The sequence below is a fragment of the Erythrobacter tepidarius genome (assembly GCF_002155695.1).
In the GTDB taxonomy this organism is placed as follows: Bacteria; Pseudomonadota; Alphaproteobacteria; order Sphingomonadales; family Sphingomonadaceae; genus Erythrobacter; species Erythrobacter tepidarius.
Window position 1 is genome coordinate 167,307 of record NZ_MUYJ01000001.1, and the last position, 26,807, is coordinate 194,113.

Sequence of the window (26,807 nt, forward strand, 5' to 3'; positions counted from 1 at the left end):
CCTTGCGCGCATGGTCTAGGCCGGGAATATGGCAGAATAGCGGTCGCGAGGCGGAGCGAAGGCTACCCCTCGACCATTTCCGCCAGCATCAGCCAGCGTTCCTCGGCTGCGTCCTTTTCGGCCCGGGCGTTGGCGATGCCTTGGCTGATGGTGGCGAAACGTTGCGGGTCCTTGATGTAGAGATCGGGATCGCTGAGCAGCGCCTCGCCCCTGGCAATCGCGGCTTCGAGTTCGGCGATCCGCGCGGGCAGAAGCTCGTAATCGCGCTGGTCCTTGTAAGACAGTTTGGCCCCTGCGGCGGGGGGCTTGTCGTTGCCGCCCCGTTGCGCGGTCGTTGTCACGTCGTCGCGGGCTCGTTGTGAGGTTCGTGCGGTGGCCTGGGCGGGTTTGCGCTTTGCTTCCCAGTCGGCAAAGCCACCCGCCACGATGTCCACCCTGCCCGACCCGTCGAGGCCCAGCGTGACCGTGACCGTGCGGTCAAGGAAGTCACGGTCGTGGCTGACGATCAGGACCGTGCCATCGAAATCGGCGATCACTTCCTGCAACAGGTCGAGCGTTTCGAGATCGAGGTCGTTGGTCGGCTCGTCTAGCACCAGCAGATTGGCGGTGCGGGCAAACTCGCGCGCCAGCAGCAGGCGCGAACGCTCCCCGCCTGAAAGAATGCCGACCTTGGTATCGACCAGACTAGGATCGAACAGAAAGTCCTTGAGGTAGGCCATGACATGCTTGCGCACACCTCTGACATCGACCCAGTCGCCTCCCTCGGCAAGGATCTGGCGCAAGGTGGCATTCGGTTCGAGCAGCTTGCGCTGCTGGTCGATCATCACGCCCGACAGGGTGCGGGCATGGGTGACGGTGCCAGTGTCGGGCTCCAGCTCCTTCGTGAGCAGCCTGAGCAGCGTGGTCTTGCCTGCCCCATTTGCCCCGACGATCCCGATCCGGTCGCCATTCTGGATGCGCAGCGAGAAGGGCTTGATCACGGCCCGATCGCCGAAGGTCTTGGAAATGCCCTCTGCAACGATCACCGACTTGGACTTGAAGTCGTCATCGCTCGCCAGCTTGAGCTTGGCTGTCCCTGCGCCCGAGATCATCGCGGCCCGCGCAGCGCGCATCTGATGCAGTTTCTCCAGCCGCCCCTGATTGCGCTTGCGTCTGGCGGTGACCCCGCGTTCGAGCCAATGGGCTTCGATCTTGAGCTTGGCATCGAGCCTTTCGGCGGCGCGCGCCTCCTCGGCATAGACGCTCTCTTCCCACGCCTCGTAGCCGCCGAAGCCCACCTCTTTGCGCCGCAGCGTACCGCGGTCGAGCCACAGGGTCGCGCGGGTGAGGCGGGAGAGGAAGGTGCGGTCGTGGCTGATGGTGATGAAGGCCCCGCGATAGCGGCCAAGCCAGTCTTCCAGCCAGTCGATCGCGCCGATATCAAGGTGGTTGGTCGGTTCGTCGAGCAGCAGCAGATCCGGCTCCTGCGCCAGTGCCCGGGCGATCGCGGCACGCCGCTTTTCGCCGCCGCTCGCTGTCGCCGCGGGGCGGCTCATGTCGATTCCGAGCTGGCCGGCGATGGCTTCCACCTCGTGCGTGGCCGGTGCGTCCTCGCCGCCCAGAGCAAAGTCCATCAGCGTGGCATAGGGCGAAAAGTCCGGCTCCTGTTCGAGAAACACGATGCGCGTCCCCGGCTTCACCCGCCGCTGGCCGCGGTCGGCCTCGATCCGGCCGGTGATGAGCCTGAGCAGTGTCGTCTTGCCCGCCCCGTTGCGTCCGATCAGCGCCAGCCGGTCTGCGGGCAGCACGTGCAGATCGATCGGCGCCGCGCCGCTGGTCGGGGTCGGGCCGCCGAACAGCCAGCGCCCGCCCTGCTGCAGCGCGACCCCTTCGAGCGAGAAAATAGGAGGTTGTGCCATGACCCGCGTTCGTTAGGGACTTGTCGGGAGCCTGCCAAGGCGGTTCAGTCCCGCGAAAGCTCGACGCGTCCAATGGCCCAAGCCTGCTGGAGGAAACCGTACATGAAACGTCCCGTTCTTGCCCTTGCCGCTGCAGGTGCGCTCACATTCCCCGTCGCCAGCCTTGCCGCGGCCGAAATTGATATCAAGGCCGAAGGCCCGGTGGTCGAACTCAGCGTGTTCGAGAGCATCTCGGTCGTCCCGGATATCGCCACTATCGGTGCGGGCGTGACCACCGAGGCCCCGACCGCGACCGAGGCGCTCAGCCAGAATTCGGCCGAGATGACCAAGGTGGTGGCCCGACTGAAGGCGATGGGGATTGCCGAGAAGGACATCCAGACCACCGGCATCAGCCTCAACGCTCGCTATGACTACGATCAGGCGAGCCAGCGCACGGTGTTCCGCGGCTATCAGGCATCGAACCGGGTGAGCGTCATCCTGCGCAAGATCGCGGACACGGGCAAGGTGCTCGATGCGCTGGTCGCGGCCGGAGCAACCGATCTCAATGGCCCGGCCTTCAGCATCGAGAACGACGAGGCCGCCAAGGAGGAAGCGCGCAAGCGCGCGATTGCTCGGGCGCAGGCGCGGGTGAAGGCCTATGCCGATCTGTTCGGCTATGACAGCGCGAAAGTGCTGTGGATCAGCGAGAGCATCGAAGGCCGCGGGGCCATGCCGGAAATGGCGATGATGAAGGCCGACGCTGGCATGGTTGCCGCCGCGCCGCCGCCGGTGCAGTCGGGCATGGTCTCGACCGGGATCGCCCTGTCGTTCAAGTTCGAGCTGCTGAAGGATGCCGCGCCGTAAGCCGGCACAACCATTCACGCCTCGTTCAAAGCCTTGCAGCTAGGAATGATCGCATGATGAACCCGGTTTCCGCCCGTCTCGCAGCCGTGCTCGCCGCGCTTGCCCTATCGGGTGGGGTTGCAACCGTGACGGGGGCGGCGCAGGAACAGTCGCTCAGCGATCAGGGCGAGGCACGGCGCGAGGCGCAGGCCGGCACCCAGCTCTCGCTGCGCGAGATCGAGCGGCGCATTCTGCCGCAGATGCGCGGCGCGGAGTATCTCGGCCCGGCCTATGATTCGGTTGCGCGGGCCTATCGGCTCAAGTTCATCCGCGAGGGCCGCGTGACCTATATCGACGTCGATGCCCGCACCGGACGGGTGATCGGGCGATCCCACTGACGGTGCGCCGCGCCCGGCATGATCGGGGGACAGGTTGGGCATCCTTACGCGCCGCTTGCTTGACGCTGCCGTGCCAAAAGCGCACCAACCCGCCGATGATGCAGCAGGAAAATGGTGGAACATGCGAATTCTGATTGTCGAGGATGAGCCCACGCTGGGCGCGCAGCTCAAGTCGACACTGGAACACAACGGCTATGCCGTCGACCTCTCGACCGATGGCGAGGACGGGCACTTCATGGGCTCGACCGAGGATTATGACGCGGTGATCCTCGATCTCGGCCTGCCTGAAATCGACGGGCTGACCGTGCTCGGCATGTGGCGGCGCGAGGGGCGGAGATTCCCCGTGCTTGTCCTGACTGCGCGCGACAGCTGGTCGGACAAGGTCGCCGGGCTTGATGCGGGGGCCGATGACTACCTCGCCAAGCCGTTCCAGACCGAGGAACTGATCGCTCGCCTGCGCGCATTGATTCGCCGCGCTTCGGGCAACACCTCCTCCGAACTGACAGCCGGCGACGTGCGTTTGGATACCCGATCAGGACGGGTGACGCTGGCCGGAGAGCCGGTCAAGCTGACGGCCCAGGAATACAAGCTGCTCTCCTACCTGATGCACCACAAGGGCAAGGTGGTGAGCCGCACCGAGCTGATCGAACACATTTACGATCAGGATTTCGACCGGGATTCGAATACCATCGAAGTCTTCGTTACCCGCATTCGCAAGAAACTCGGCGCAGACGTGATTACGACCATCCGTGGACTCGGTTACAGCCTCGACGACCCCGCCGAAGCCCCCCGCGCCTGAGACGTCGGGTGAGGGCGGTGATGCGCTGAATGCCTCGCCCGCGGGCGAGGCGGGCGCAAGCGCGCGGCAAGCTCTCGCAAGCCGGCCCAGCGAACCTCTGGCGGGCCCCGCGCCGCGCGCCAGTCTTGCGCGGCGCATGGGCCTGATAGCCGCGGGGTGGATCTTCGTCCTTCTGCTTGGTGGCGGCATCGCGCTCGAGCGCACCTTGACTGCGCAGGTCGAAAGCAATTTCGACGAACAGCTCGAATATATCCTGACCGCGATGATCTCCTCGGCCGAGATCGACGCCTTCGGGGAAGTCAATTTCTACCGCGCGCTCGGCGACCAGCGGTTTCTCGAACCGGGCAGCGGGCTTTACTGGCAGGTGAGCGGCGCGGGGCATGATCCCTGGCCCTCGCGCAGCCTCTGGGACCGGACGCTGAAGCTGCGCGGGGCAGCCGTGCAGGGCGAGCATTTCGACAGCGATGTGCACTTCTACGACTCCGCCCAGTTCCCCGGCGAGCCGCTGCGCATCGCCGAGCGCACTGTGATTCTGCCAGGCAGCGAGACGCGCTGGACCTTTGCGGTCGCCAGCGCCACCGAACAGATGGACGCACAGATCGGACGCGTGCGGCTGATCCTGATCTGGAGCTTCGCCGTCCTCGGCCTCGGCCTGCTCGGGATGGCGCTGCTCCAGATCCGCTATGGTCTCTCGCCGCTCAGACGGGTGCGGGCAGCAATCCACAACCTGCGCACGACCGGCGCGGGGCGGATCACCGAGCCCCTGCCGCTTGAAGTGCAGCCGCTGGTCGATGAATTGAACGCGCTGCTCGAACATTCCGAGCGGCAGGCGGATGAGGCGCGGCGCCACGCGGGCAACCTCGCCCATGCGCTCAAGACGCCGCTGACGGTGCTGACCAATGCCGCCACGGCGCGCGCGCCCGATCTCGAGGCGACGGTGATGCGCGAGACGCGCGCGATGCAGCGTCATGTCGATCATCACCTGGCCCGCGCCCGGGCCGTCGGTCGGCGCGCGGTTGGCCATGCACGTACCAATGTCCGCGCCAGCGCCGAGGCGGTGCGCCGGGCGGTCGAGCGGCTCCATCCCGATAGCCGGCTGGACATCGCCGGAAGCCGCACTGCCGAGGTCGCGATCGAGCGACAGGATCTCGACGAGATGCTCGGAAACCTGATCGAGAACGCGGCCAAATATGGCGGGGGTTCGGTGTTCGTCACCATCGATCCCGATGCCGAGAGCGCCGGGAAGCCTTCGGGTGAATGCCTGATCTGGGTCGAGGATGATGGCCCCGGCATCCCCGAGGCCGAGCGCATCCGCATCTTTGATCGCGGTGCGCGGCTCGATACCGGCAAGCCAGGCACCGGCCTTGGCCTTGCGATCGTGCGCGATGTGGCGGAAATCTATGGCGGTTCGGTCAGACTCGACACCAGCGAGGATCTCGGCGGCTTGCTGGTCGAATTGCGCCTCCCGCGCGCATGAGGCTGCGGCTCGCGAAGGGTTTGGTGGCCAGCGCCGTTAGCCGACCGAGTGCACTACCACAGCAAAGGGCAAACGGGGTCATTTGCGCCGAGACATGAAAGCTGGCGGCGAGCCTTCGATGGCGGCCCCGATGGCCGACGACGCAGCGCTGGCGGCGCGCATGGCGGCGCGTGATGCGGATGCGCTGCGCGAGGTGATCGCGCGGCATGCAGCTATACTCAACCGGATTGCCTACCGTATGGTCGGCAATGCGCACGAAGCCGAGGATATTGTGCAGGAAGCGTGCTTGCGATTGTGGGACCATTCCGCCCGGCTGGCACAACGCCATCCGGCAGGCACGTCGGCGGGCGCGGCGCTGCGTCTTTCGGGCTGGCTCAAGCGGGTGGTGACCAATATTGCGATCGATCGTCTGCGCGCTGGCCGCCGGATCTCCGACGAAGAGGTGCCCGAGCGGGCTGATGAGGCGCCGCTGGCCGATAGCCGCATCGAGGCCGAGCAACGTGATGCCGGAACGCGCGCGCTGGTCATGGCGCTGCCCGAACGCCAGCGCGCTGCAATCGTGCTGACCTATTATGAGGAGCTGTCCAACGCCGAGGCGGCAGAAGCGATGGACATGAACATCAAGGCTTTCGAAAGCCTGCTGCATCGCGCCCGCGCAAGCCTGCGGCAGGCCTTCGCGGCGCAGGGAGACGCGCTATGAGCGGCGCCGATCGCGACGAAGGTGCGCCAATCGTCCCGGGCAGCCCGCTGGCGCGCGCGCTCGATGGCTATGTAGTGCCCGGTCTTTCCGCAGGCTTTGCGGACAAGGTGCTCGCCGCCGCGGCCAACCGGCCTCCCCTGCTGCCCGAACTGCGCCGCAATGATGTGACCGGCACGGCGCGCGGCTGGCGGCTGGGACGGCGGATCGCCATCGGCGTGGCCGGCTTCTGCGCGCTGGCAAGCGCGGCGGCGGCGACCGGCCTGCTCGAGCGTGTCGGCCTGCCGGTTCCTTCGGCGGGCAAGGTGTGGGCCAGTATCACCGGCGATGAGCCCGCGAGCGCGCCGGCTAAGCCGGTTGTTGCGGTTGCTGCTGCGCCGGTCGATCCCGCGCCCGCCGCGCTCGCGCCGGTGCGGATCGAAGGTCTGATCGACACGCCCGAGGAACTGGCCGAGGCCTTTCGCCGGATCGACGAGGTGCGCAAGGGCCGCTCGGAACTGCGCCGCCGGTTGCTTGACGAACGGATCGCTCTCGAGAAGGAACGCCGTGCTGCCGCCGGGCTGCCGCTGCCCACGCCCGAGCAGGAGGCCCGCATCCGCCAGCGGCTCGAAGACGCGCGCCTGCGCCGCGAGAGGATGCTGAACGAGCGGATCGAGGCTCGCCGCGAGGAACTGCGCGAAAGGGTCGAGAGCGGCGAGGCGCTGACCCGCGAGGATATCATGCGCCCGATCCACCAGGAACAGCGCAGCCTGCAGCAGCGCGTGAAGCTCGAACGGCTGCGGCAGATGAGCCCGGAAGCCCGGCGCGAGGCCCTGCGCCAGCTCCCGCCCGAGCAACGCCGCGCGTTGAAGGAAGCCTGGCAGCAGCAGCGTGCGCAGCGGCTGGGGCGCGAGGCTCCGCTTGCTGGCGAAGCCCCGGTCGAAGCCATGCCCGAAGCACGTGTTCAGCCCGAAGTGTCCCCGTCCGAGACGCCCCCTGACGGGCCGCCGCGTTGAGTAAAAAGCCGGGTCTGGCGCGAAGGGCGCAGCATCGCTCTCACGTTGGCTCGCTGTCACCTGCCGCAAATCCCCGCAGCGGCGGATGGATCGCAACCAACCAGGAGTTTCACCATGATCAAGACCCCGCTGATGCTCGTCTCGCTGACCACGCTGGCGCTTGCACTGCCTGCCGCCGCGCAGGAACGCAGCCGCACCCGCAGCTACGAAGGCCCCAATGTCAGCGCGACCTCCACCGCCACGGTGGACCGTGAGGCCGGCACCGCATCGCGCGAGCGCGAAGTGACCAATCTCAACACCGGCAAGACCGTATCGAGCAGCGCCGTGCGCCAGCGCACCGAGACCGGCGCGACCATCGAGGTGGTGCAGACCGGCCCGCAGGGCAATTCGCGCAGTCTCGTGGGCGAGCGCACCCGCACCGAGACCGGCGCGACCTTCGTCGGCACCGCCACCGGTCGCGGCGGCGAGACCTACGGCCTGGCGGGCAGTCGCAGCCGCGATGGGCAGGGCAATTCGCAGGCCAGCCAGAGCGTCTCCGACAGTCAGGGCAATGTGCTCGCCTCGCGCGAGCGGGTGACCACCCGCAGCGATGGTCAGGTGAGCCGCAGCGTCAGCCGCACCCGCGCGCCCGGGCTCACCCGTCCGCCGCGCGCGCGCCGTCCACGCGGCTGAGCGACACGCGATTGCGCCGCTCGCAGCAGGCATGAGGCGGCCCCGCCTGGTCCTGTCACCCGATGGAGCGCGCAAGCTGGCGGCAGGCTGGCCGATGCTGGTGGCGCGGTCCGCTCACCGCCCGGGGGCACGCAGTTTTTGACCCGGCTGCGTGCCCCTCTTTTTGCCCGGTCAAAAGTGCGGTTCACGGCCTTGAGTGAACTGATTTTTCCGCACCTGACCGAGGAGGCACGGACGATGGGAAAGGCGCGGCCGGGCATGGTGACCCTGATCCCGGCCTTGAGCGGCTGGCAACCCCGTGCGCGCCGGTCCTGCCCTCCGCCCGGGTGTCGATGCTCCCGCCTTCGGCACCGCCGATAACCGGTCGCACCGACAATGGCCGCGAGGGCGACACGCCATTGTGATGGCCGTTCAGCCGCCGCGCGCCCTTTCGTGGTGACGGATCACCTCGTCGATGATGAAGCGCAGGAACTTCTCGGAGAATTCGGGATCGAGGTTGGCCTCTTCCGAGAGCTTCCGCAGCCGCGCGATCTGGCGTGCCTCGCGTTCGGGATCGGCCGGGGGGAGAGCGGCCTTGGCCTTGTATTCGCCGACCGCCTGCGTGATCCGGAACCTTTCGGCCAGAATGTGGATCAGGGCCGCATCGATGTTGTCGATGCTCTTGCGATAGGCGGCCAGCACCGGATCGGACAAGGTCGCGGGGGCGGGAGGGCTTTGCGTTTCCTGCGGCATAGCTTCCGAAACTAGCAGCAAATCTGCGCTTGCCAAGCACGCCGGGGGCACCCTAATGCCACCTTGATATGACCGCCGACGTCGTCCCTCTGCCGCGCAGCCGGCCGACTCTCGATCCGATGCTGTCGCTGACGGCCGCGGGCATGAACTGCGTCAACGCCGTGATCCTCGAACGGATGCAGAGCGAGATTCCGCTGATCCCGCGCCTTGCCGGCCACCTGATCAGCGGCGGGGGCAAGCGGCTGCGGCCGATGCTGACGCTCGCCGGGGCGGAGCTGGTCGGCTACAAGGGCACCCGGCACCACAAACTCGCCGCCGCGGTCGAGTTCATCCACACCGCCACCCTGCTGCACGACGACGTGGTTGACGGCAGCGAGCTTCGGCGCGGCAAGGCAGCGGCCAACATCATCTTCGGCAATCCGGCGACGGTTCTGGTCGGCGATTTCCTGTTCAGCCGCGCCTTCGAGCTGATGACCGAAGACGGCTCGCTCAAGGTGCTCTCGATCCTCAGCCGCGCCAGCGCCGTGATCGCAGAGGGCGAGGTCTCGCAGCTCTCCGCCCAGCGCCAGATCAACACCAGTGAGGAACAATACCTCCACATCATCGGCGCCAAGACCGCGGCCCTGTTCGCCGCCGCCAGCCACATCAGCGCGGTGGTGGCCGAATGTTCCGAAGAACAGGAGCGCGCGCTCGAAGCCTATGGCCGCAATCTCGGCGTTGCCTTCCAGCTGGTCGACGATGCGATCGACTATGATTCGGATGCAGCGCAAATGGGCAAGGATCAAGGCGACGATTTCCGCGAAGGCAAGATGACCTTGCCGGTGATCCTCGCCTATGCCCGCGGCGGCGAGGAGGAACGCAAGTTCTGGAAGGACGCGATCATGGGGCATCGCACCTCGGACGAGGATCTGGCCCATGCGATTTACCTGATCGGGAAGCACAACGCACTCGAAGATACGCGCGAACGCGCCCGCCATTTCGCGCGCCGCGCGATCGACGCGATCTCGATCTTCCCCGACGGCAAGGCCCGGCAGGCGATGGCCGAAGCGGCGCAATTCGCGGTCGCGCGCGGGCACTGAGCAGGCTATCGGCCGGGGCGATGCTCCCCGACCTTCCCATTACCGCCGTTCTGCCCGACATCCGCGCGGCATTGTCGCAGGCAGGGGCAGGTGTGCTGATCGCGCCGCCGGGGGCGGGCAAGACGACTGCCGTCGCGCTAGACCTACTCGCCCAGCCATGGTGCAGCGGCCAGATCATTCTCACCTCCCCGCGCCGGGTGGCCGCCCGAGCAGCCGCCGAGCGCATGGCCGGGCTGCTCGGCGAGAATCCGGGCGAGACTGTGGGCTACATGACCCGGCTCGACAGCAAGGTGTCGGCGAAGACCCGCATCCTTGTTTTGACCGAGGCGATCCTCGTGAACCGGCTGGTCGAAGATCCGGAGCTTCCCGGCATTTCGGCATTGCTGTTCGACGAGGCGCACGAACGCGCCCTCGACAGCGATCTGGGTCTTGCGCTGGCGCTGGAAACCCGCGCGGTGCTGCGCGAGGATCTGCGCGTGCTGGTGATGTCGGCTACGATCGATGGCGCGCGCTTTGCCCGGTTGCTGGGCGAGGATACGCCGATCATCGAAAGCAAGGGGCGCAGTTTTCCGCTGGAAATAAAGTGGCTTGGCGGCGACACTACGCAAGCGATCGAGGATCGGATGACCGCCGCCATCCTCATCGCCTGGCGCGAGGAGGCGGGCGACATCCTCGCCTTTCTGCCCGGTGTGCGTGAGATCGAGCGGGTGCGCGAAGGACTCGAGGCGCGTTTGCCCGATACCCCGATCCATCCGCTCCACGCCCAGATCGAGCCGGCCGACCAGCGCGCCGCGATCCGCCGCGATCCGCATTGCCGCCGCCGGATCGTGCTGGCGACGGCGATTGCCGAGACATCGCTGACCTTGGACGGAGTGCGGGTGGTGGTCGATTCAGGCCTTGCGCGCCTTGCCGAGTTCGACCGGGCGGCGGGGATGACAAGACTTGTCACACGGCGCGCCTCGCAGGCTTCGGCAGCCCAGCGCGCGGGCCGTGCGGCGCGGCAGGGACCAGGGGTCGCCTATCGCCTGTGGGAGGAGGCCGGGCATGCCGGCCGTCCGGAGTTCACGCCCGCCGAGATCCAGCAGGCCGATCTTGCCCCCCTGCTGTTGCGCCTTGCCAAGTGGGGTACGACCAATCCGGCGACGCTGCGATGGCTCGATCCGCCGCCCGAAGCCTCGCTCGCGGCGGCAAGGCGCGCGCTGGGGGCGCTCGGGGCGCTCGATACGGGCGGACGGATCACCCCGCTTGGCGAGGCAATTGCCAGCCTCCCGATGGCGCCTGATCAGGCCGCCGCGGTTCTGCATGGCGCGGCGGCGGGTTGCGGCGAGAATGCGGCGCGGCTGGTCATGCTGCTCCAGGAGCGCGGGTTGGGCGGACGTGCAGAGGACCTGATGCAGCGTCTTGCGCGCTGGCAGAGCGACCGCGCCCCGCGCGCGGTTTCGGCGGGCCGGATCGCGCAAGGCTGGGCCAGGCAGGCGGGCGCGCGCGCCGCCGTGATCGGGGCAAGTCCCGCACAGGACGCGGCGGAGGCACTGGCGCTGGCCCGACCCGATTTCGTCGCCCGCCGCCGCGATGCTTCGGGAGAGCATTGGATCAGTGCCGGAGGTAGGGGCTATGAGCTTGACCCAGCCTCACCGCTCGCCCGCGCCGAGTGGATCGTGATCGGCGATGCGCAAGGGCAGGCCAAGGGTGCGCGGATCACCTCAGGCGCGGAAATCGCCCCGGAACGGATCGCGGCTCTGTTTGCCAGAGACTTGCAGGAGCGTATCATAACACGCTGGAACAACGATAAAAAGCGGATCGAAGCCCGGCGCGAGCGCAGGCTTGGTGCGATTGTGCTGGCAAGTGTCCCCGAGCCTGCCCCGGATCCTGCGGTCTGTGTGGATATCCTTGTGGAAAAGGCTCTGGAGCGGCTGGAGGAACTCCTGCCTCAGGGCTTCCTCGCCCGCGCGCGGTTTGCCGGTGTCACCGCACTCTCGCCCGAGGCGTTGCGGCAGCAGGCCGCCGACTGGCTGGTCCCGTTGCTGTTCGGGAGGCGCGACCTCGATCTGCCCCCGCAGCACTTTGCCGATGCCGCGCTGGGACTGCTCGACTGGAACGCGCGCCAGGCGCTCGACAAGACGGCGCCGACCCATTTCACCGCGCCGGCCCAAACGCGCCACCCCATCGACTATGCCGGTGACGACGCGCCCAGCGTCGAGGTGCGGGTGCAGGCGCTGTTCGGGCTCGACAGCCAGCCGATGGTCGGCGGCACCCCCTTGCTGTTGAAGCTCACCAGCCCTGCGGGCCGTCCGATCCAGTCGACCCGTGACCTGCCCGGCTTCTGGCGCGGCAGTTGGCGCGATGTGGTAAAGGATATGAAGGGCCGCTACCCCAAGCACCGCTGGCCTGATCAGCCATGGCGCGAACAGCCGAGCCTGAAGACCAAGAACGCGCTTGATCCTTAGCCGCAGGCGCGCACAGCCGCATCCGCGGTCTTGGCCATGCTTGCGCCTTGGGGGTTGCGGCAGGCGCCCGTTCGGGCGCGCTGAAGGCTGGCGCGTTCGGATTCACCGCTTGATTTCTGATCGGTGCTGACGAAAAGGGCGGGCATGAGTGCACGTATCTATCAAAAGCCCAAGCACGCCATGCAGTCCGGCAAGGCCCATACCGACGAGTGGGTGCTCGAGTTCGAACAGTCGCAGGCGCGCTTTGCCGATCCGCTGATGGGCTGGACGGGGACGGGCGATACCCAGTCGCAGGTGCGGCTGACCTTCCCGACCAAGGACGCGGCCAAGGCCTATGCCGCCAAGTATGGCATCCCCGCGCGCGTCCACGCCACCCCGCCCAGGCGGCTCAAGCTTCAGGCCTATGCGGATAATTTTCGCTGAATTGCGGTTGCCTCCGGCGTCCCGACTGCATTCTTGCAAGACCCGCAGCAGCGCACCTGCGGCAGCGCGCGCCAGCCGGCTGGCCGCCCTGGGGGTGGCTTCATCGTGTCGATGCCCGCTTGAAATTTCTCCTATCGCCCGCCATAGCGCTGGCGGGAGTCGGGTGGACGTTTGCGTCCGCCCACCGTGTCAGGTCCGGAAGGAAGCAGCACAGGTGGATTGCGACGGGTCGCCCGGCTCCTTTTTCACAGACATCGCTGGCACGCCCAGCATGACAAACCGGGCCCGAGCGCCTAGCTTGTCGGCATGACCGATTCCGATCCCGAACTGCCCGAGGAAGGCAAGGGGCCGACGCCGGCCGAGCTGGAGGCGGCGGGTCAGAACGTGCTGTTCGGCGATTGCCCTCCCGCTGCGGCGCCTGTGACAACGTCGGCGCCCGATCCGGCTCCTGCTGCTGCCAGCACGCAGCCCTATCGCGTGCTGGCGCGCAAATACCGCCCGCAGACCTTCTCCGAGCTGATCGGCCAGGAAGCCATGGTACGCACTCTGGCCAATGCCATCGCGCGCGACCGGCTGGCCCACGCCTTCCTGATGACCGGCGTGCGCGGGGTCGGCAAGACCTCGACCGCGCGGCTGATCGCCAAAGCGCTGAACTGTGTCGGGCCGGATGGGCAGGGCGGGCCGACGATCAATCCTTGCGGGGTTTGCGAAGCTTGTGTCGCCATCGCGGAGGGGCGCCATATCGATGTGATCGAGATGGACGCGGCCTCGAACACCGGCGTCGATGACGTGCGCGAGATCATCGAGCAGGTGCGCTATGCGGCGGTTTCGGCGCGCTACAAGATCTACATCATCGACGAAGTCCACATGCTGTCACGCAATGCTTTCAATGCCTTGCTCAAGACACTTGAGGAACCGCCGCCGCATGTGAAGTTCTTGTTCGCCACCACCGAGGTCGACAAGCTTCCCGTCACCGTGCTCAGCCGCACCCAGCGCTTCGACTTGCGGCGCATCCCCGCCGCGCTGCTGGCCGAACACTTCGCCAAGGTGTGCAGCCTCGAAGGCGTGGAGGCCGAGCCGGAGGCGCTCTCGATCATCGCCAATGCCGCCGAAGGATCGGTGCGCGATGGCCTGTCGATCCTCGATCAGGCGATCGCCCATGCCGATCTCGAAGGCGAGGGCAAGGTCGCCGCGCGCCGTGTGCGCGACATGCTGGGCCTTGCCGACAAGAGCGCGCAGCGCCGCCTGCTCGGCCACTTGCTCGAAGGCGATGCGCCTGCGCTGCTGGCGGCGGTCGATGAGCAATATGCGCTCGGCGTTGAGCCGCTGGCCTTGATGCGTGCGCTCATGGATCTGGTCCACCGCATCACTCTGGCACAGGTGTCTGGCGCCGTGCCCGATGCTCCGGCCGAGGAAGAACGCGTCGCGCTGGCCGATTTCGCCGGCAGGCTGGGGGCGGGGGAATTGCACCGCCTGTGGCAATTGCTGCTCAAGGGCCATGAGGAAGTGCGCATCGCCCCTGATCCTTTGGCATCGCTGCAGATGGCGCTGCTGCGGACTCTCCACGCCGCCCAGATGCCCGATCCGGGCAAGCTGGCGCAGCGGCTCGAGGAAATCGCGGCACGTGGTCTTGCGGCTCCGGGCGCTGCCGCTGCGGCTGAGGGCGCTTCGACTGCGCCAGCCGCTCAGGCTGATCCCGCGCCCGCGCCCGGGCAGGACTGGGCCGCGCTGGTCGAGGCGGTTTATGCCGCGGGCGAGCTGCGGGTTGCCCAGATCATGCGCGATCGGGTGCGGGTGATCGAACTCGGCCCCGAACGTCTCGTCTTCCAGCAGGCCGACAATTTCCCTGATGACCCTGCGCCCGATATGCGCGAGGCGCTGTTCAAGGTCACCGGCAAGCGCTGGCAGATCGAACGCGGCAGCGGTCCGGCCCGGCCCAGCTTGCGCGAGGCGGCCGAGGCCGAAGCTGCCGCCGAGGAGGCGCGCATCCGCTCCGATCCGCTCGTCGCAGCGGCCTTTGCGGCCTTCCCCAAGGCCGAGCTTATCGGGACCGAGGGCAATGTCGCCCGCGCGTCCCGCCCCGCGTGGAATTGAGGAGTCTCCCGATGAAGTCGATGGAAGAAATGATGGCTGCCGCTCAGAAGGCGGCCGAGACCATCAGCAAGCAGATGAACGAGATGCAGGTCAAGCTCGACTCGATCGAGGTCGAGGGCACAGCGGGCGGCGGGCTGGTGAAGGTCCGCGCCAGCGCCAAGGGCCGCATCCTCGGCGTTTCGATCGATGCCAGCCTTATGAACCCGGACGACAAGCAGATCGTCGAGGATCTGGTGGCCGCCGCCTTCAACGATGCGCGCGACCGGGCGGATCGCGTATCAAGCGAGCAGATGAAGGAAATGCAGTCCTCGCTGGGCCTGCCGCCGGGGTTCAACCTGCCCGGGCTGGGGTAATGTTGCTGCGCTTTTGACCGGCATCCTCGCCCGGCCGCCTGCGCAGGCGAAGTCATCGAATCGTGCGGGCCTTCGTCTTTCCTGTTCGTGGCGATGCCGGAGGCGCTTGTCCCCTTACTGCGCCATGCCGAGGCTGTGGCGCTGCTTCTGAGCGATCGGCGCGACCACCTTCGCCGCATCGCTGTTCCCGCGCGGGGATAGTGGCTTCCCGCGGGCCAAGGTGGCCGTTCAGCGGGCCGGAGGCGTCGGGCTGGGCGAGACATGGGGCGGGAAAGCGCGGGCTTTGGCGCGCCCATCCACAAGCGATTGGGCCGATATGTTGCAGCCCGCCGCCCTGCTTCCCATATCTGCGGCATGACCCAGACCTACCCTCTCCTTCCCTTGCGCGACATCGTCGTTTTCCCCGGCATGGTCGTCCCCCTGTTCGTCGGGCGCGACAAGTCCGTGGCTGCGCTCGAAGCGGCGATGGAAGCCTCCAAGGACATCGTCCTCGTTGCCCAGCTCGATCCGGGCTGCGACGATCCGGACAGCGATGACCTCTATGATGTCGGCGTGATCGCGCAGGTTCTTCAGCTGTTGAAGCTGCCCGACGGCACGGTGCGCGTGCTGGTGGAGGGTAAGACCCGCGCGCGCCTGACCGCACTTGAGAATGCCGGCACGCACCTTGTCGCCGAAGTCGATGCGCTGGTGCCCGAGACCGTCGCGGGCAGCGAGGTCACCGCGCTGATGCGCCAGGTGGTCGAGCAGTTCAGCGAATATGTGAAGCTCAGCAAGAAGATGGGTGATGATGCCGGAATCGATCTGAGCGAAGTCGATGATGCCGGCCAGCTGGCCGATACCATCGCCGCGGCGATCAGCGCCAAGGTTTCCGACAAGCAAAGCCTGCTGACCGAGAACAATCCGCTCAAGCGCCTCGAGCTGGTGATGGCGCTGATGGAAGGTGAGCTGTCGGTGCTGCAAGTCGAACGCCGTATCCGAGGGCGCGTCAAGCGCCAGATGGAGAAGACCCAGCGCGAATACTATCTCAACGAACAATTGAAGGCGATCCAGTCGGAATTGGGCGGAGGCGAGGACGGCGAGGGCAACGAGATTGCCGAACTGACCGAGAAGATCGAGAAGACCAAGCTGTCCAAGGAAGCCCGCGCCAAGGCACAGGCCGAGCTCAAGAAGCTCAAGTCGATGCAGCCGATGAGCGCCGAGGCGACGGTGATCCGCAACTATCTCGACGTGCTGCTCGGCCTGCCGTGGGGCAAGAAGTCGCGGCTCAAGAAGGACATCGCCAAAGCGCAGGAGATCCTCGATGCGGATCACTACGCGCTCGACAAGGTCAAGGACCGGATCATCGAATACCTCGCGGTGCAGGCGCGCACCAACAAGCTCAAGGGGCCGATCCTGTGCCTCGTGGGTCCGCCGGGCGTGGGCAAGACCTCATTGGGCAAGTCGATCGCCAAGGCGACGGGGCGCGAATTCGTGCGCCAGTCGCTGGGCGGGGTCCGGGACGAGGCCGAAATCCGTGGCCACCGGCGCACCTATATCGGTTCGATGCCGGGCAAGATCGTCACCAACCTGCGCAAGGCGGGAACGAGCAATCCGCTGTTCCTGCTCGACGAGATCGACAAGCTCGGCCAGGACTTCCGCGGCGATCCGGCCTCGGCCCTGCTGGAGGTGCTCGACCCCGAACAAAACGCCAAGTTCCAGGATCACTATCTCGAGCTCGATCTCGATCTATCGGACATCATGTTCGTGTGCACCGCGAACAGCCTCAACCTGCCGCAGCCGCTGCTCGACCGGATGGAGATCATCCGGCTGGAGGGCTACACCGAGGACGAGAAGGTCGAGATCGCCCAGCGCCACCTCATTCAAAAGCAGATCGAGACACATGGATTGAAGAAGGGCGAGTTCACCCTGACCGAGGAGGCGCTGCGCGACCTGATCCGCTACTACACCCGCGAGGCGGGGGTTCGCACGCTGGAGCGTGAGATTGCCAAGCTGTGCCGCAAGTCCCTGCGCCAGATCCTCGAGAAAAAGGCGGACAGCATCACCATTACGCCTGAAAACCTCGGCGACTTTTTGGGTGTGCGCAAGTTCAAGCACGGGGTCTCGGAGGAAGAGCCGCAGGTCGGTGCCGTCACCGGCCTCGCCTGGACGTCGGTCGGCGGCGAGCTGCTCACCATCGAAAGCGTCACCACCCCGGGCAAGGGCGAGATCAAGACCACCGGCAAGCTCGGGCAGGTGATGAACGAGAGCGTCGCTGCGGCCTTCAGCTTCGTCAAGGCGCGCGCGCCGGCCTATGGCATCAAGCCGAGTGTCTTCAACCGCAAGAATGTCCACATCCACCTGCCCGAGGGCGCGGTGCCCAAGGACGGGCCGAGCGCCGGGATCGGGATGGTCACTTCGATCGTATCGAGCCTCACGGGAATCGCGGTGCGTCCCGACGTGGCGATGACGGGCGAAGTCACGCTGCGCGGCCGGGTGCTGGCGATCGGCGGACTGAAGGAGAAACTGCTGGCGGCGCTGCGCGGAGGCATCAAGACCGTCCTCATACCCGAGGATAACGTCAAGGATCTTGCCGAGATTCCCGCCAATGCCAAGGCAGGGCTGGAAATCATTCCGGTGAGCCATGTCGACGAGGTTCTGGCGCGTGCGCTGGTGAAGCCGCTGGAGGCGATCGAATGGACCGAGGCGGACGATCTGGCGAGCCAGCCTGGAACCAGTGCTTCGGGCGCCAATCCCGGCGCTTCGGAGATGCCAACGGCGCATTGAGCCGCTAGAACACGATTTCTTGCCGCGATTCGCGGCAGGGTCGCTTTCGATCCCGGACACAGGCGTGGTTCGGCTCATGGCGCCCGGCGCCGTGATCCGTTGCAAAACATCACCGCTTTGCACGGGCTTCCTGTCAGAGGCGAATAGCCTTTGACAGCTTGGCCGAAACAGTCTGAAGTCCAGATTTTTCGCAAGGCGATTCACCAAAATACCAATTCTCGAGCCGAGGGGGTTCCAAGATGAATAAGAACGACCTGATCAGCGCCGTTGCCGATGCAAGCGGCCTTTCCAAAAGCGATGCCTCGAACGCGGTGGAAAGCGTGTTCGACACGATCACCAAGGCCCTTTCGGGCGGCGATGAGGTGCGGCTGGTGGGCTTCGGCACCTTCTCGGTTGCCAAGCGCAAGGCATCGGTCGGCCGCAATCCGCGCACCGGCGAGGAAATGAAGATCAAGGCGTCGAACCAGCCCAAGTTCAAGGCGGGCAAGGGACTCAAGGACGCCGTCAACTGATCGCCTGATGCCGCCTCCCGCCGGGGGTGGGCAGGCACAAGAAGACCCCGTCGGCCCTTGGCGGCTGGCGGGGTTTCTTCTTGTCCGCGCCGCAGCAGCGCTGGGGGCGTTCAGTTGGCCGCGGCGATCAGTGCGGTCGGCGCGGTCGCGGTGCGCTGCGAGATCGTCCAGCGCAGGATTTCGCCACCACCCGGCGCCGCTTGTGGCCCTTCATCGGTGTTGTTGGCGAGGATGCGCATACCGGGCGCGGTGCGGATGGTGAAGGTGCCATCGAGCACCGGGATCGAGGGAATATTCTGCGCTTGCCCGCCTTTTTCGTCCGCTTCGGCCGCCCCCATAGCCGCAAGGCCGGCGAGCGAACCCATGCCGCCCATCATCCCTGCCATCGGATTGTCGCCGTTCTGGAACACAAAGGCCGGGGCATTGATCCGCACCTGTCCGCCATCGCGCAGGATCATCTGGACGAAGGGATTGGTCGCCGGAAAGCCCTCGATCGTCGGGAACATGAAATCGTGGCCCAGCGTGCCGCTGGCCGAATAGCTCACCTCGAACAGCCCGTCACCCTTGTGAACCACCCGGTTCCAGCCTTTTTGGCGTTCGAGCAGACGCACCATTTCCTCGGCCGCCTTGGGATCGGTCGGGTCGATGCCGCCCATCATGGCCTTCATCATCTCGGCGTCTTTTTTGGCCTTGGCGGCCCGCTCGGCGGCGCCGGCCTCCCATTCGGCGCGCTGCGAGGCGAGTTCGTCCTTGGTGCACGCGCGGCTCTCGTAGGATTCCTCGTCGAAGCATTCGGACGGAGTGAAGGTCTCCTCGTTTGCCGCGCCGATCATTGCCAGCTTGGACAGGGTGAGGAAGAAGATCTCGCCCTCGTAGCTGAAGGTGAAGCTGTCCGGCCCGGTCAGCGTCAGCTCGGAGGTGAACTTGCCCGGCGACATGAAGCAGCCTGAAAGCACCAGTGCAAAGCCTGTCAGCAGCGCCGCGGCGCGCAGGCGGATCGTCAAGAACATGGCCATGGCAATTCCCCTCCCTTGCTCGTGCCTTCTAGCCGCGCGTGGCGACCGCATAAAGCGCAATCGCCGCGGCATTCGAGACGTTGAGGCTCTCGATTGCAGAAGAAATCGGCAACCTCGCCAGCGCATCGCAATGGGCGGCGATGTTGTGGCGCAGGCCTTCGCCCTCGGCCCCGAGCACGATCGCAAGCGGGCCGGTCGGCATGATGTCCGCGAGCGCGCACTCGGCTTCACCGGCAAGGCCGATCCGCCAGTATCCGGCTTGTGCCAGTTCTTCGAGGGCGCGGGCGAGATTGACGACGCGCACCCACGGCACGCTTTCCAGCGCGCCCGAGGCAGCTTTCGCCAGCACGCCGCCTTCAGGCGGGGCGTGGCGATCCTGGGTGACGACGGCGGCGGCATTGAAGGCCGCTGCCGAGCGCAGAATCGCGCCGACATTATGCGGGTCGGTGACTTGGTCGAGCACCACCACCGGACGCTCGGGATCGCCGAGCGCGACCTCATCGAGGAACACGTCCCCGAGCGGCGCGCATTCGAGCACGAGTCCCTGATGCGGCGCATCCTTGGCGACCAGACGTGCGAGATCGGCGGGGTCGGCATATTCGACCGGAAAGTCGGCCGGCAGCTCGCCATCGAGGCTGGCGATGCCCTCGCGGGTCGCCCACAGCTTGCGGTGCTGGCGTTGGGGATTCTTGAGCGCTGCCTCGACGGGATGACGGCCCCATAGGCGCACCTGCCCGGCGCTGGCCTTGCCCGAACCACGCCCGCCCTTCATCCGCCCAGCGCGCCCGCGCAATGCGCGCTTGCGTTCGCCCTTGCTCGCTTGCCCTCTTGCCATTGTCGCTCCTTGCCGGCACCCGAAATCGTCCCCTGCCAGCAGGGCCATTGACAGGCAAGCACCGCTTCGCCAAAGGGGCGCCTCTCGGCAGCGGGCCCCCTCGGGGGACTCGCGCAATTTCAGAGCCTCATGTGCTCGGGAACGCCCCCCTTGCTTCAAGGGGACTGTGTGGACAGGTGGCCGAGTGGTTAAAGGCAGCAGACTGTAAATCTGCCCGCGCAAGCGTACGCTGGTTCGAATCCAGCCCTGTCCACCACCTTCCCTTTCGCTGGCAATCCCCCCGCATCGCCGGAAAGCGCGGTTTCCCAAGGAAAAAGCGTCCACCCGTGCGCGCCCCTGTTCATTGCCAGCCGTCCCAATTCGCGGTAAAGTGTGGGTGGAAAATGTGGGGGAGTGAGAACGCCCCGGCCATTTTGGGCCAAATCCCCCCACACTTTCGATCGGCTGGAGATCGAGATGGGGAAGCTGACTGCCAAGCAAGTGAAAGACGCGCTGAAAGTGCCGGGAGCCTATCAGGATGGCGACAGCCTTTTTCTAAAGGTGGATAAGCGCGGCGGGCCAGCGCGATCGGAAAGTCGTTTACCCGTTTAATAACGGTGCATTGGGAGGCGGCTGGCCTGACAGATGCGGACGCGATGCGGGCGACAACCGCTTTCCTGAAATACTGGCGCGAATGGCTTGGCGGCGAAACGGCCTACATCTGGACGCGCGAGAATGGTGACGGCAAAGGCTCGCATCTGCACATTCTGGCCCATTTGCCGAAAGGCCGCGAGATAAGCGGGCGGCGATCGATGCGGTGGGTGGAGCGCATCACGGGCAAGCCCTATCGGCGCACGGTTATTCTAACCGAAAAAATCGGGGGTGCGGGCCAGCCGGACGGCGCGCTCTATGCCGCAAATCTGGGGGCGGCGCTGGCCTACATCCTGAAAGGCGCGGAGCCGGACGCGGCGGCGGCGATCGGGATTCAGCACGAATATGGCGGACGCATCGTCGGCAAGCGGTGCGGGATGAGCCGCAATCTGGGCGGCCTGTAAAGTAGAGGCGGATAGAGGGTTTTTGAATCGCCTCAGAGTGTTATCGTGCGGCCACCCATGTGGTAGCAATACGCGCGTGGACGCGAGCCTTGAGTATTTGAGATTTGAAAGGGGGGCAACCGATGAGAATTTTCGCTTTGGCGATTTCGATCTTTGCGCTTTCGGCCTGCGCTTCGAGCATCATGGAAGGCTTTCTTGGTCAACCGGTGCAGGCGGCGATGGTAAAATATGGGCCGCCTCAAAACGCGTTCGACATGGGCGATGGCAGGCGTGCTTTTCAGTGGGAAATGAAAAGCAGCTACACCACCCCAGTGAACGTCCGAAACAGCGGCAACGTCCAAGCCTATGGCAATACGGCATGGTGGACGCAAAACACGCAAATCTCAGGTGGACAGACAGTCACGGGCCGATGCCTCTACACCATGTATGGACGATGGTCGGATGAAACCAATAGCTGGATTCTGGAGGGCTTCGAAAAACCGCGCTTGATGTGCGAGTAGGGACGGCCTTCGATTTTTCGACCATTCCGCGCGGGCGCGAAGCTATAGGACATAGCTACTTAATGCGCATTGTTGTCACGTCTAAAATTTGCGCTCTGACAGGTCTTGCGCCCTGCACATTCCGGTAAATCCGTTGTCGCCCGTCATTATGCCTGTGCGGCGGTCGATCATGAATTTTGTCCCTGAGAGAAGGCCATAGCGAATGCGGCCTTCGATCTTGTCCTCGTTGACGTGAAGGTCTTTGACATCCCGCCAGCCTTTTTCGCCAACGCAGATTGAGCACGTGGGCGGTTGAGGCAAATTCAGTCGGGCCGTTCCATCTTCAAGTTCGAATAGGGCCGTTGTGGGAACATCCCCGTATTGTGAACTGGCAGCGCCGCCCGAATACACCCGGCCTTCGGGAGTGACTACGGCTCCACCTACTTCGCGGTCTTTGAATTGTCCCCTGAACGCTCCGTCACAGATGAGGGAAAGGCGATCTTGAGCAGCAACAGGCACCGTCGTTAGTAAGGCTGTGCAAGCAATCAAACTCCTGAGCATTGGCGGCCCCCATCTCCTATCTTGTAGCATTCTAGCGGAATGTCAGACTAAGCCAAAGTGGGGGCGGGCAAATTCCTTAAGGCCGCGCCAACGTAGAGCGGGGCCAATTCCCCGTGTGATCGCTATTACAGTTTTTCGCCCGCGCGGGTGCGCGCGAGGCTGTTTGCTAAAGTAGGCGGACATAGCAATCTCAGCGCCAATATCGGCCCGAGTGTGGGGGAGAGTGTGGGCGGAGAATCTACACTTGATAAATAATCAAAGGAAATCAAGTTTCTGCGTTCCTCGTTCTATTCAAGCCCTGACCACTTTCCCCGCTCGCTTGCTCGCCCCTGTCGCCGGACGCAGTCCCGGCGCGGCGAGAGATACGACTGCGCCGGATGCGTGCTGCGCATCGCTTGGGCCAAGTTGTCTCGACCACCGCGCGTGTCGCGCGCTTGCTTGGCGATCTGTTGCCTCAGGCGATAGGCTGCGCGTGCCGCGATCCGGTCAGTCATGGCGTGAGGGCTTGAGGCATCCTGCCTGACGGCACCGCTCCCCCCTGCCGCAGGCGCCCGGTTTGCCGGTCTGGCGCCGGCCAATGTTTCACGTGAAACATATCGCGAACGAAGGCCGGGCGGAAGGCGGACCTAGGCCTGCCCTCCGCCCGCACCTGCGCCTGCTCACGCGATCAGGCGGCCAGCGTTTGCAGCGCGGTGTCGGTCCATCCGAGGCCCGGGCTATAGCGCGCATCGACCTTGCCATTCTTGAGCACGAACAGATGCAGCCAGCCGTTGTCGAACAGCTCGCGCACCCCCGGATGGCGTTCGAGGACGCCGAGGATCTCCTCGCGCGGGGCCTCGATCATCACGCTCAGGCGCAGCGGTTCGTGCTGCAATGCCTCGCCGTCATGCACCGCCTGCCATGGCAGGCCCGCGCGCAGGCGGCCACCATTGCCCTCGATCACCCCGATGCCGCCGACCACGTTGTGGATCAGCTTGTTGCCGCCGCCGAACATCTCGGGCGCAACCGCAGAACCGAAATATTGCAGGCTGATCCAGCTCGCCACCACCACCGGTGCGGTGATGATGAGTTCGAGCGTGCCGAAGCCTTCGTCCGCGCGCCAGTCGTAGGAGTGGAGGAAGGCCCGGCCACCAAGGTCGCGGCCGGCAGTCGCCTCGCGCGGGGCGGCGATGAAGGCGGCGCAGCCGACCAGACCCCATTCGGGGCGAATCTCGGCCCAGTTGCTGGCGCGGTGGTGGATGGTGTTCGCGCTTGCTCCCGGCAGACGCACTGCCCGTTCGGCCCGGGCGACCTTCGCAGCCTGGGCCAGCCATTTGCGCACCCTTTCAAGATCGCCGCTGCGGGCTGCAGGCAGGCCGTCGTCGTAAAGGGTGACCGCATCGGTCGTGGTGTCATGCAGGCCGGCGACGAACAGCGTGTCCGCCGGCACCGCGACCCCGCGCGCCGCCAGGCCTGCACGGGTTTCGGGATCGTTGAGCAGGATCGCCAGCAGGCGGGCCGAAACCTCGCCGGTGTAACCCCCGCAGGCGCCGCAGTGATAGGCGCTCTCGTGCGGGTTGTTGGTGAGGTTGCCGCCATGGCCGAGCAGCAGCACGATTTCCCCGTGGTCGCGGGTGAGGCTCATCGCCTTGAGCACGGCTGCGCCGGTATCGGCCTTGGCCTGTGCGCTCATCCCGCCGATCACTTGCGGAGCGGGTTCGGGTTTGGCCTTGGGCGCAAATCCCAGCGCCCACTTCACCAGTTTCACCGCGTAGGCCGGGCCCATCGCCTCGACGAAGGCGAAAGAGCTGACCGCCGCCTGCCGGAAGCGGCCCCAGGCGCGGGCCGAACGGGCGGTGATGCGGGCCTGCTGGTCGCCCGCCGGATCGCCGGCGCTGGTGGTCTCGATTGCAGGATTGAGCAGCACCGGCAGGTGTGCCTCGCGAATGTCGGAGCCATGGGCATGGTGCGCCAGCGGCAGGCCGAAGAAGCCGGCAAACCCGATCGTGGCGATGCTGTCATCGATACTTTCGAGCGCGCGGCGGAATATTTCCGAGCGCACGTCGATGCAGAAGGCAGCCTGCAGGAAAGGGCGATTGCCGGAAGGCGCATCGCCGTCAAGCGCCGCAATCAGGCGGCGCTGGTAGGCGCGATCGGCCGCGTCCTGCAGGATCGCCAGCGCGACTTCCTGTGCACCGGGCACCACCGGCTCGGCATGGGCGGCAACCGTCGCCGCCCAGCGCTCGGCAACTTCGGGAGCGTGGACGAGCAGGGCTTCTTCCCAGATCAGGCGGATGGCGAGCAGATCGGCCATGGTGCGATCGGTTTCGCCGACCAGTTCGGCCTGCCACAGCAGCCAGCGGGCGTGCTGCGACCAGCCGCCCATGCTCATGAACAGGCGGTGGAAGGCGGGTTCGGCGGCGGCATCGGTGATGCCCAGCGCCTCGGCTGCAAACAGGATTGCGCGTTCGGGCGAGTCGGGCGCAGCGGCGACATGGGCGCAGAACCCCCGCAGGCCGGCGATCTCCGGGGTCAGGTCATGCGTCGCCCAGGCGCGCCATGCGGCGAAGGCCCCTGAGCCGGGTGCGGGCGACCACAGCGCTTGTCCGCGATCGAAATGGCCCGCGGCCCACAGGCCGATGCACTTGTCGATCAGCGCCGGCCAGTCGATGCCGGTCGCTTCTGCCGCGAGATCGGCGACGGTCGGCAGGGCAGAAGGCTCCGGCCCGTCACCCAGCTGTTCGGCGATGCGGCGCAGCTGCATCGTATCGGCCGGGCGCAGCGGCGCAATGGATGCGGCGAGGGCATCGGCGAGGTCCTGCTCAGTGATGCGTCCGTCGCGGATCGCGGCGGCATATTCGGCGCCCTTGCGGGTCACGCGGATGCCCGCGACCCGCCCGAGCCGCGCAGCGGCGGTGGCAAGATCTTCGCCGGTCTGGCCGAGGAAGGGATTGACTGCGACCGTCGCATCGAGCGGAAAGGCCGGGGGGACGGCGCGCGCGGCGGCCTCGGCAGCCTCGAGAATGGCCGACAGCCTGACCGGCGTGATCTGAGCGTGGTTCATGAACATGGGCATTACTCCGGTAAGGCGGCGGCTCAGTGCGAGCGTGTGGTGCGAAAGCCCCCGATCGCGCGGTCGAGCAGGGCGTTGAGATAGAGGCCGTTGGCGAGGTGGACGCGCAGGCCCGCGGTCGCGGGGTGATGCGCCCACAGCGGGAATAGCGCCTGGGCGAAAGCGACAAGACCGAAGCTCGCCACCGCCACCACCAGCAGCGCCCATTCGAGCGCGCTCGGCATCGGTGCTGGCGGCAGGAGCGGACCCCAGATCGCCTGGGCGATGGTCTGGAAGCTGAAGTAGCCCGCCGCGGCCGCCAATGCCGATGCAGCAGTGCGCTTGGTCAGGGCCACCGGCGCACGGTCGGCCAGGCCCTGAGCGACGAGGTAGGCCACCCCGAAGATCAGGATCGCGCCCAGCGCCAGCGCCTGCGGCGACTTCGGCCCGAAGGCAGCGGTGAAGGCCGCGGCGATAGCGGCGAAGATCGCCAGCGCCAGCGCGAAGCTCTTGAGCACGGCCGCCATGCTCGGCACCGCCACCGGGCCGGGGCGGCGGATAGCGGCAACTTCGGTGACGGCGTTGCCCGAGGACAGGAAGGCATGGGCCTTGTAGAGCGAGTGCGCGACGATGTGCAGCAGCGCGAGGGTCCACAGGCCGAGGCCGCATTGCAACAGCATGAAGCCCATCTGCGAGATGGTCGACCAGGCCAGCGCGGTCTTGATCGCGCTCTGGGTGAGCATCACGGCAGCACCGAACAGCGCGGTGAAGCCGCCGATCATCACCAGTGCGGCCATCGCCCCGGTGCTTGCCTGCACCAGCGGCGCGGCGGTGATCAGCAGCACGCCGCCCGAGTTGATGATCCCGGCGTGAAGCAGAGCGGAGACCGGGGTGGGGGCCTCCATCACCTCGGTCAGCCAGCCGTGCAGCGGGAAGGCGGCGGTCTTGAGCGCGGCGGCGGCGGCGATTGCTGCAACCCCGAGCGTGCCCGCCAGGCCCAATCCGCCGGCGCTGGCTGCTTCGGCGAGCGCCGCGAATTCGAGCGTGCCGAAGCGGGACGCCAGCAGCGCGGCAGCGATGATCAGCATGGCATCGCCCGCGTGCCATACCAGCGCGAACTTCGTCGCCGCCCGCTGCGCCTCGGCGCGGCCTGGGTAGAACAGCAGCAGGCGCTTGAGCGTGAGGCCCACCATCCCCGCGGCCAGTATCATCGTGGCGAGGCTCGCGGCTTGCACGAACACCAGCACCGCGGCGAGCGTGAGCAGCATCAGCCCATGGAAGGCTCCCTCGCGCGCTTCGCCGTCGAGATAGGTGCGGCTGTAGCGCATGACGATCCAGCCGATGAAGCCGACCAGGCTCGCGACCGCGGTGCTGACGAGATCGGCGCGCAGACCAAGCCGCGCTACTGCGCCCAACACGCCCACGCCCGCCATCGGGCCAAGCGCGGTCTGCACAAGGCCGCCGAGCGCGAGCAAGAAGGCCGCCAAGGCCGAGGCCTCGGACCAGCGTGGCAGGCTGCCGGGCCGCCGACCGGGCCGCAGCGCGGCGAACAAAGCGGCGGGCAGAAGCGCCAGCGGCGCGAAGAACGACAAGGCGTAGGCAAACGACATGGTGGCACTCCGAGCGGGAGGTTCAACGGACGTGCCGTTCGGATAAAGTCTCGACAGAATTAAAAAAATTACATATTTTG

The 26,807-nt window shown here is 66.3% G+C and carries 22 protein-coding genes, 1 tRNA gene, 1 other RNA gene and 1 pseudogene; 18 read left to right on the top strand and 7 right to left on the bottom strand.

The window, feature by feature from the left end; all coding sequences use genetic code 11:
• Window positions 1–62: 62 nt before the first annotated feature.
• Window positions 63–1,898 carry an ABC-F family ATP-binding cassette domain-containing protein gene (locus BZF61_RS00795; protein ID WP_086616727.1) on the bottom strand — a complete coding sequence of 612 codons (1,836 nt, stop codon included), beginning with the start codon at window positions 1,896–1,898 and terminating at the stop codon, window positions 63–65.
• A 102-nt stretch (window positions 1,899–2,000) separates the two neighbouring features.
• On the opposite strand from BZF61_RS00795, the gene BZF61_RS00800 reads away from it, so the two are divergent.
• The 7 genes from BZF61_RS00800 (at window position 2,001) to BZF61_RS00830 (ending at window position 7,758) form a co-directional block, all read left to right on the top strand.
• Entirely contained in the window at window positions 2,001–2,741 is a 741-nt protein-coding gene (locus BZF61_RS00800; protein WP_086616728.1) for an SIMPL domain-containing protein, read from the top strand.
• A 56-nt stretch (window positions 2,742–2,797) separates the two neighbouring features.
• A complete protein-coding gene (locus BZF61_RS00805; RefSeq protein WP_211276697.1) occupies window positions 2,798–3,118 on the top strand; it encodes a hypothetical protein in 321 nt (106 codons plus the stop codon).
• Between the two features lie 121 nt (window positions 3,119–3,239).
• Window positions 3,240–3,917, top strand: coding sequence for a response regulator transcription factor (locus BZF61_RS00810; RefSeq protein ID WP_086616730.1), 678 nt, complete (start codon window positions 3,240–3,242; stop codon window positions 3,915–3,917).
• Window positions 3,918–4,053: 136 nt separating this feature from the next.
• Entirely contained in the window at window positions 4,054–5,394 is a 1,341-nt protein-coding gene (locus BZF61_RS00815) for a sensor histidine kinase (protein WP_086616731.1), read from the top strand.
• 130 nt (window positions 5,395–5,524) lie between these two features.
• Window positions 5,525–6,094, top strand: a complete 570-nt coding sequence (locus BZF61_RS00820; RefSeq protein WP_245804442.1) for a sigma-70 family RNA polymerase sigma factor — start codon at window positions 5,525–5,527, stop codon at window positions 6,092–6,094.
• Window positions 6,091–7,086: a hypothetical protein gene (locus tag BZF61_RS00825; RefSeq protein ID WP_086616732.1), complete on the top strand. Its 996-nt coding sequence runs from the start codon at window positions 6,091–6,093 to the stop codon at window positions 7,084–7,086. The genes BZF61_RS00820 and BZF61_RS00825 overlap by 4 nt, the downstream gene beginning before the upstream one ends.
• Before the next feature lie 114 nt (window positions 7,087–7,200).
• Window positions 7,201–7,758, top strand: a complete 558-nt coding sequence (locus BZF61_RS00830; protein WP_086616733.1) for a hypothetical protein — start codon at window positions 7,201–7,203, stop codon at window positions 7,756–7,758.
• A 411-nt stretch (window positions 7,759–8,169) separates the two neighbouring features.
• Here BZF61_RS00830 and BZF61_RS00835 read toward each other — a convergent pair whose 3' ends face one another.
• Window positions 8,170–8,490, bottom strand: a complete 321-nt coding sequence (locus tag BZF61_RS00835; RefSeq protein ID WP_086616734.1) for a chorismate mutase — start codon at window positions 8,488–8,490, stop codon at window positions 8,170–8,172.
• Window positions 8,491–8,558: 68 nt separating this feature from the next.
• Between BZF61_RS00835 and BZF61_RS00840 the strand changes: the two genes are divergently transcribed.
• The 8 genes and pseudogenes from BZF61_RS00840 to BZF61_RS00875 form a co-directional block, all read left to right on the top strand.
• Entirely contained in the window at window positions 8,559–9,569 is a 1,011-nt protein-coding gene (locus tag BZF61_RS00840; RefSeq protein ID WP_086616735.1) for a polyprenyl synthetase family protein, read from the top strand.
• 20 nt (window positions 9,570–9,589) lie between these two features.
• Window positions 9,590–12,016 carry an ATP-dependent helicase HrpB gene (hrpB, locus tag BZF61_RS00845; protein WP_086616736.1) on the top strand — a complete coding sequence of 809 codons (2,427 nt, stop codon included), beginning with the start codon at window positions 9,590–9,592 and terminating at the stop codon, window positions 12,014–12,016.
• Window positions 12,017–12,160: 144 nt separating this feature from the next.
• Window positions 12,161–12,439 (top strand): ETC complex I subunit, encoded by a 279-nt coding sequence (locus tag BZF61_RS00850; protein WP_086616737.1) that lies wholly within the window; start codon window positions 12,161–12,163, stop codon window positions 12,437–12,439.
• A 152-nt stretch (window positions 12,440–12,591) separates the two neighbouring features.
• Window positions 12,592–12,686, top strand: an RNA gene (ffs, locus tag BZF61_RS00855) — signal recognition particle sRNA small type.
• Between the two features lie 59 nt (window positions 12,687–12,745).
• On the top strand, window positions 12,746–14,533 hold the full coding sequence (locus tag BZF61_RS00860; protein ID WP_086616738.1) for a DNA polymerase III subunit gamma/tau: 1,788 nt from the start codon (window positions 12,746–12,748) through the stop codon (window positions 14,531–14,533).
• Between the two features lie 11 nt (window positions 14,534–14,544).
• Window positions 14,545–14,886 (top strand): YbaB/EbfC family nucleoid-associated protein, encoded by a 342-nt coding sequence (locus tag BZF61_RS00865; RefSeq protein ID WP_086616739.1) that lies wholly within the window; start codon window positions 14,545–14,547, stop codon window positions 14,884–14,886.
• Between the two features lie 354 nt (window positions 14,887–15,240).
• Window positions 15,241–17,649 (top strand): endopeptidase La, encoded by a 2,409-nt coding sequence (gene lon / locus BZF61_RS00870; RefSeq protein WP_086616740.1) that lies wholly within the window; start codon window positions 15,241–15,243, stop codon window positions 17,647–17,649.
• A 209-nt stretch (window positions 17,650–17,858) separates the two neighbouring features.
• Window positions 17,859–18,161 (top strand): annotated as a pseudogene (locus BZF61_RS00875) (HU family DNA-binding protein); the annotation flags it as partial.
• A gap of 110 nt (window positions 18,162–18,271) precedes the next feature.
• Here BZF61_RS00875 and BZF61_RS00880 read toward each other — a convergent pair.
• Entirely contained in the window at window positions 18,272–19,177 is a 906-nt protein-coding gene (locus BZF61_RS00880; RefSeq protein WP_086616742.1) for a hypothetical protein, read from the bottom strand.
• A 28-nt stretch (window positions 19,178–19,205) separates the two neighbouring features.
• Entirely contained in the window at window positions 19,206–19,949 is a 744-nt protein-coding gene (locus BZF61_RS00885) for a TrmH family RNA methyltransferase (protein WP_086616743.1), read from the bottom strand.
• A gap of 233 nt (window positions 19,950–20,182) precedes the next feature.
• On the opposite strand from BZF61_RS00885, the gene BZF61_RS00890 reads away from it, so the two are divergent.
• From BZF61_RS00890 to BZF61_RS00900, 3 genes are all read left to right on the top strand, one after another.
• A tRNA-Tyr gene (locus BZF61_RS00890) sits at window positions 20,183–20,268 on the top strand.
• A gap of 379 nt (window positions 20,269–20,647) precedes the next feature.
• Complete coding sequence (locus BZF61_RS00895) at window positions 20,648–21,046, top strand: hypothetical protein (RefSeq protein ID WP_086616744.1); 399 nt, start codon at window positions 20,648–20,650, stop codon at window positions 21,044–21,046.
• A 122-nt stretch (window positions 21,047–21,168) separates the two neighbouring features.
• Window positions 21,169–21,546, top strand: coding sequence for a hypothetical protein (locus tag BZF61_RS00900; protein ID WP_086616745.1), 378 nt, complete (start codon window positions 21,169–21,171; stop codon window positions 21,544–21,546).
• An 81-nt stretch (window positions 21,547–21,627) separates the two neighbouring features.
• Here the strand turns inward: BZF61_RS00900 and BZF61_RS15505 are convergent, their stop codons facing one another.
• The 3 genes from BZF61_RS15505 to BZF61_RS00910 all read right to left on the bottom strand — a co-directional run bounded on the left by BZF61_RS15505 (window position 21,628) and on the right by BZF61_RS00910 (window position 26,727).
• The gene (locus BZF61_RS15505; RefSeq protein WP_143736853.1) at window positions 21,628–22,044 is read right to left on the bottom strand and encodes a hypothetical protein; all 417 of its coding nucleotides are present in this window, start codon (window positions 22,042–22,044) and stop codon (window positions 21,628–21,630) included.
• 709 nt (window positions 22,045–22,753) lie between these two features.
• Window positions 22,754–25,129 carry a YbcC family protein gene (locus BZF61_RS00905; RefSeq protein ID WP_211276688.1) on the bottom strand — a complete coding sequence of 792 codons (2,376 nt, stop codon included), beginning with the start codon at window positions 25,127–25,129 and terminating at the stop codon, window positions 22,754–22,756.
• Between the two features lie 32 nt (window positions 25,130–25,161).
• Window positions 25,162–26,727, bottom strand: coding sequence for a proton-conducting transporter transmembrane domain-containing protein (locus BZF61_RS00910; RefSeq protein WP_086616747.1), 1,566 nt, complete (start codon window positions 26,725–26,727; stop codon window positions 25,162–25,164).
• Between the last annotated feature and the right edge of the window lie 80 nt (window positions 26,728–26,807).

Bases quoted from the DNA above. Each gene is read 5' to 3' on its own strand.
- BZF61_RS00795 (WP_086616727.1), bottom strand. From the start codon at position 1,898: ATGGCACAACCTCCTATTTTCTCGCTCGAAGGGGTCGCGCTGCAGCAG.
- BZF61_RS00800 (WP_086616728.1), top strand. From the start codon at position 2,001: ATGAAACGTCCCGTTCTTGCCCTTGCCGCTGCAGGTGCGCTCACATTC.
- BZF61_RS00805 (WP_211276697.1), top strand. From the start codon at position 2,798: ATGAACCCGGTTTCCGCCCGTCTCGCAGCCGTGCTCGCCGCGCTTGCC.
- BZF61_RS00810 (WP_086616730.1), top strand. From the start codon at position 3,240: ATGCGAATTCTGATTGTCGAGGATGAGCCCACGCTGGGCGCGCAGCTC.
- BZF61_RS00815 (WP_086616731.1), top strand. From the start codon at position 4,054: ATGGGCCTGATAGCCGCGGGGTGGATCTTCGTCCTTCTGCTTGGTGGC.
- BZF61_RS00820 (WP_245804442.1), top strand. From the start codon at position 5,525: ATGGCCGACGACGCAGCGCTGGCGGCGCGCATGGCGGCGCGTGATGCG.
- BZF61_RS00825 (WP_086616732.1), top strand. From the start codon at position 6,091: ATGAGCGGCGCCGATCGCGACGAAGGTGCGCCAATCGTCCCGGGCAGC.
- BZF61_RS00830 (WP_086616733.1), top strand. From the start codon at position 7,201: ATGATCAAGACCCCGCTGATGCTCGTCTCGCTGACCACGCTGGCGCTT.
- BZF61_RS00835 (WP_086616734.1), bottom strand. From the start codon at position 8,490: ATGCCGCAGGAAACGCAAAGCCCTCCCGCCCCCGCGACCTTGTCCGAT.
- BZF61_RS00840 (WP_086616735.1), top strand. From the start codon at position 8,559: ATGACCGCCGACGTCGTCCCTCTGCCGCGCAGCCGGCCGACTCTCGAT.
- hrpB (WP_086616736.1), top strand. From the start codon at position 9,590: ATGCTCCCCGACCTTCCCATTACCGCCGTTCTGCCCGACATCCGCGCG.
- BZF61_RS00850 (WP_086616737.1), top strand. From the start codon at position 12,161: ATGAGTGCACGTATCTATCAAAAGCCCAAGCACGCCATGCAGTCCGGC.
- BZF61_RS00860 (WP_086616738.1), top strand. From the start codon at position 12,746: ATGACCGATTCCGATCCCGAACTGCCCGAGGAAGGCAAGGGGCCGACG.
- BZF61_RS00865 (WP_086616739.1), top strand. From the start codon at position 14,545: ATGAAGTCGATGGAAGAAATGATGGCTGCCGCTCAGAAGGCGGCCGAG.
- lon (WP_086616740.1), top strand. From the start codon at position 15,241: ATGACCCAGACCTACCCTCTCCTTCCCTTGCGCGACATCGTCGTTTTC.
- BZF61_RS00880 (WP_086616742.1), bottom strand. From the start codon at position 19,177: ATGGCCATGTTCTTGACGATCCGCCTGCGCGCCGCGGCGCTGCTGACA.
- BZF61_RS00885 (WP_086616743.1), bottom strand. From the start codon at position 19,949: ATGAAGGGCGGGCGTGGTTCGGGCAAGGCCAGCGCCGGGCAGGTGCGC.
- BZF61_RS00895 (WP_086616744.1), top strand. From the start codon at position 20,648: ATGCGGGCGACAACCGCTTTCCTGAAATACTGGCGCGAATGGCTTGGC.
- BZF61_RS00900 (WP_086616745.1), top strand. From the start codon at position 21,169: ATGAGAATTTTCGCTTTGGCGATTTCGATCTTTGCGCTTTCGGCCTGC.
- BZF61_RS00905 (WP_211276688.1), bottom strand. From the start codon at position 25,129: ATGAACCACGCTCAGATCACGCCGGTCAGGCTGTCGGCCATTCTCGAG.
- BZF61_RS00910 (WP_086616747.1), bottom strand. From the start codon at position 26,727: ATGTCGTTTGCCTACGCCTTGTCGTTCTTCGCGCCGCTGGCGCTTCTG.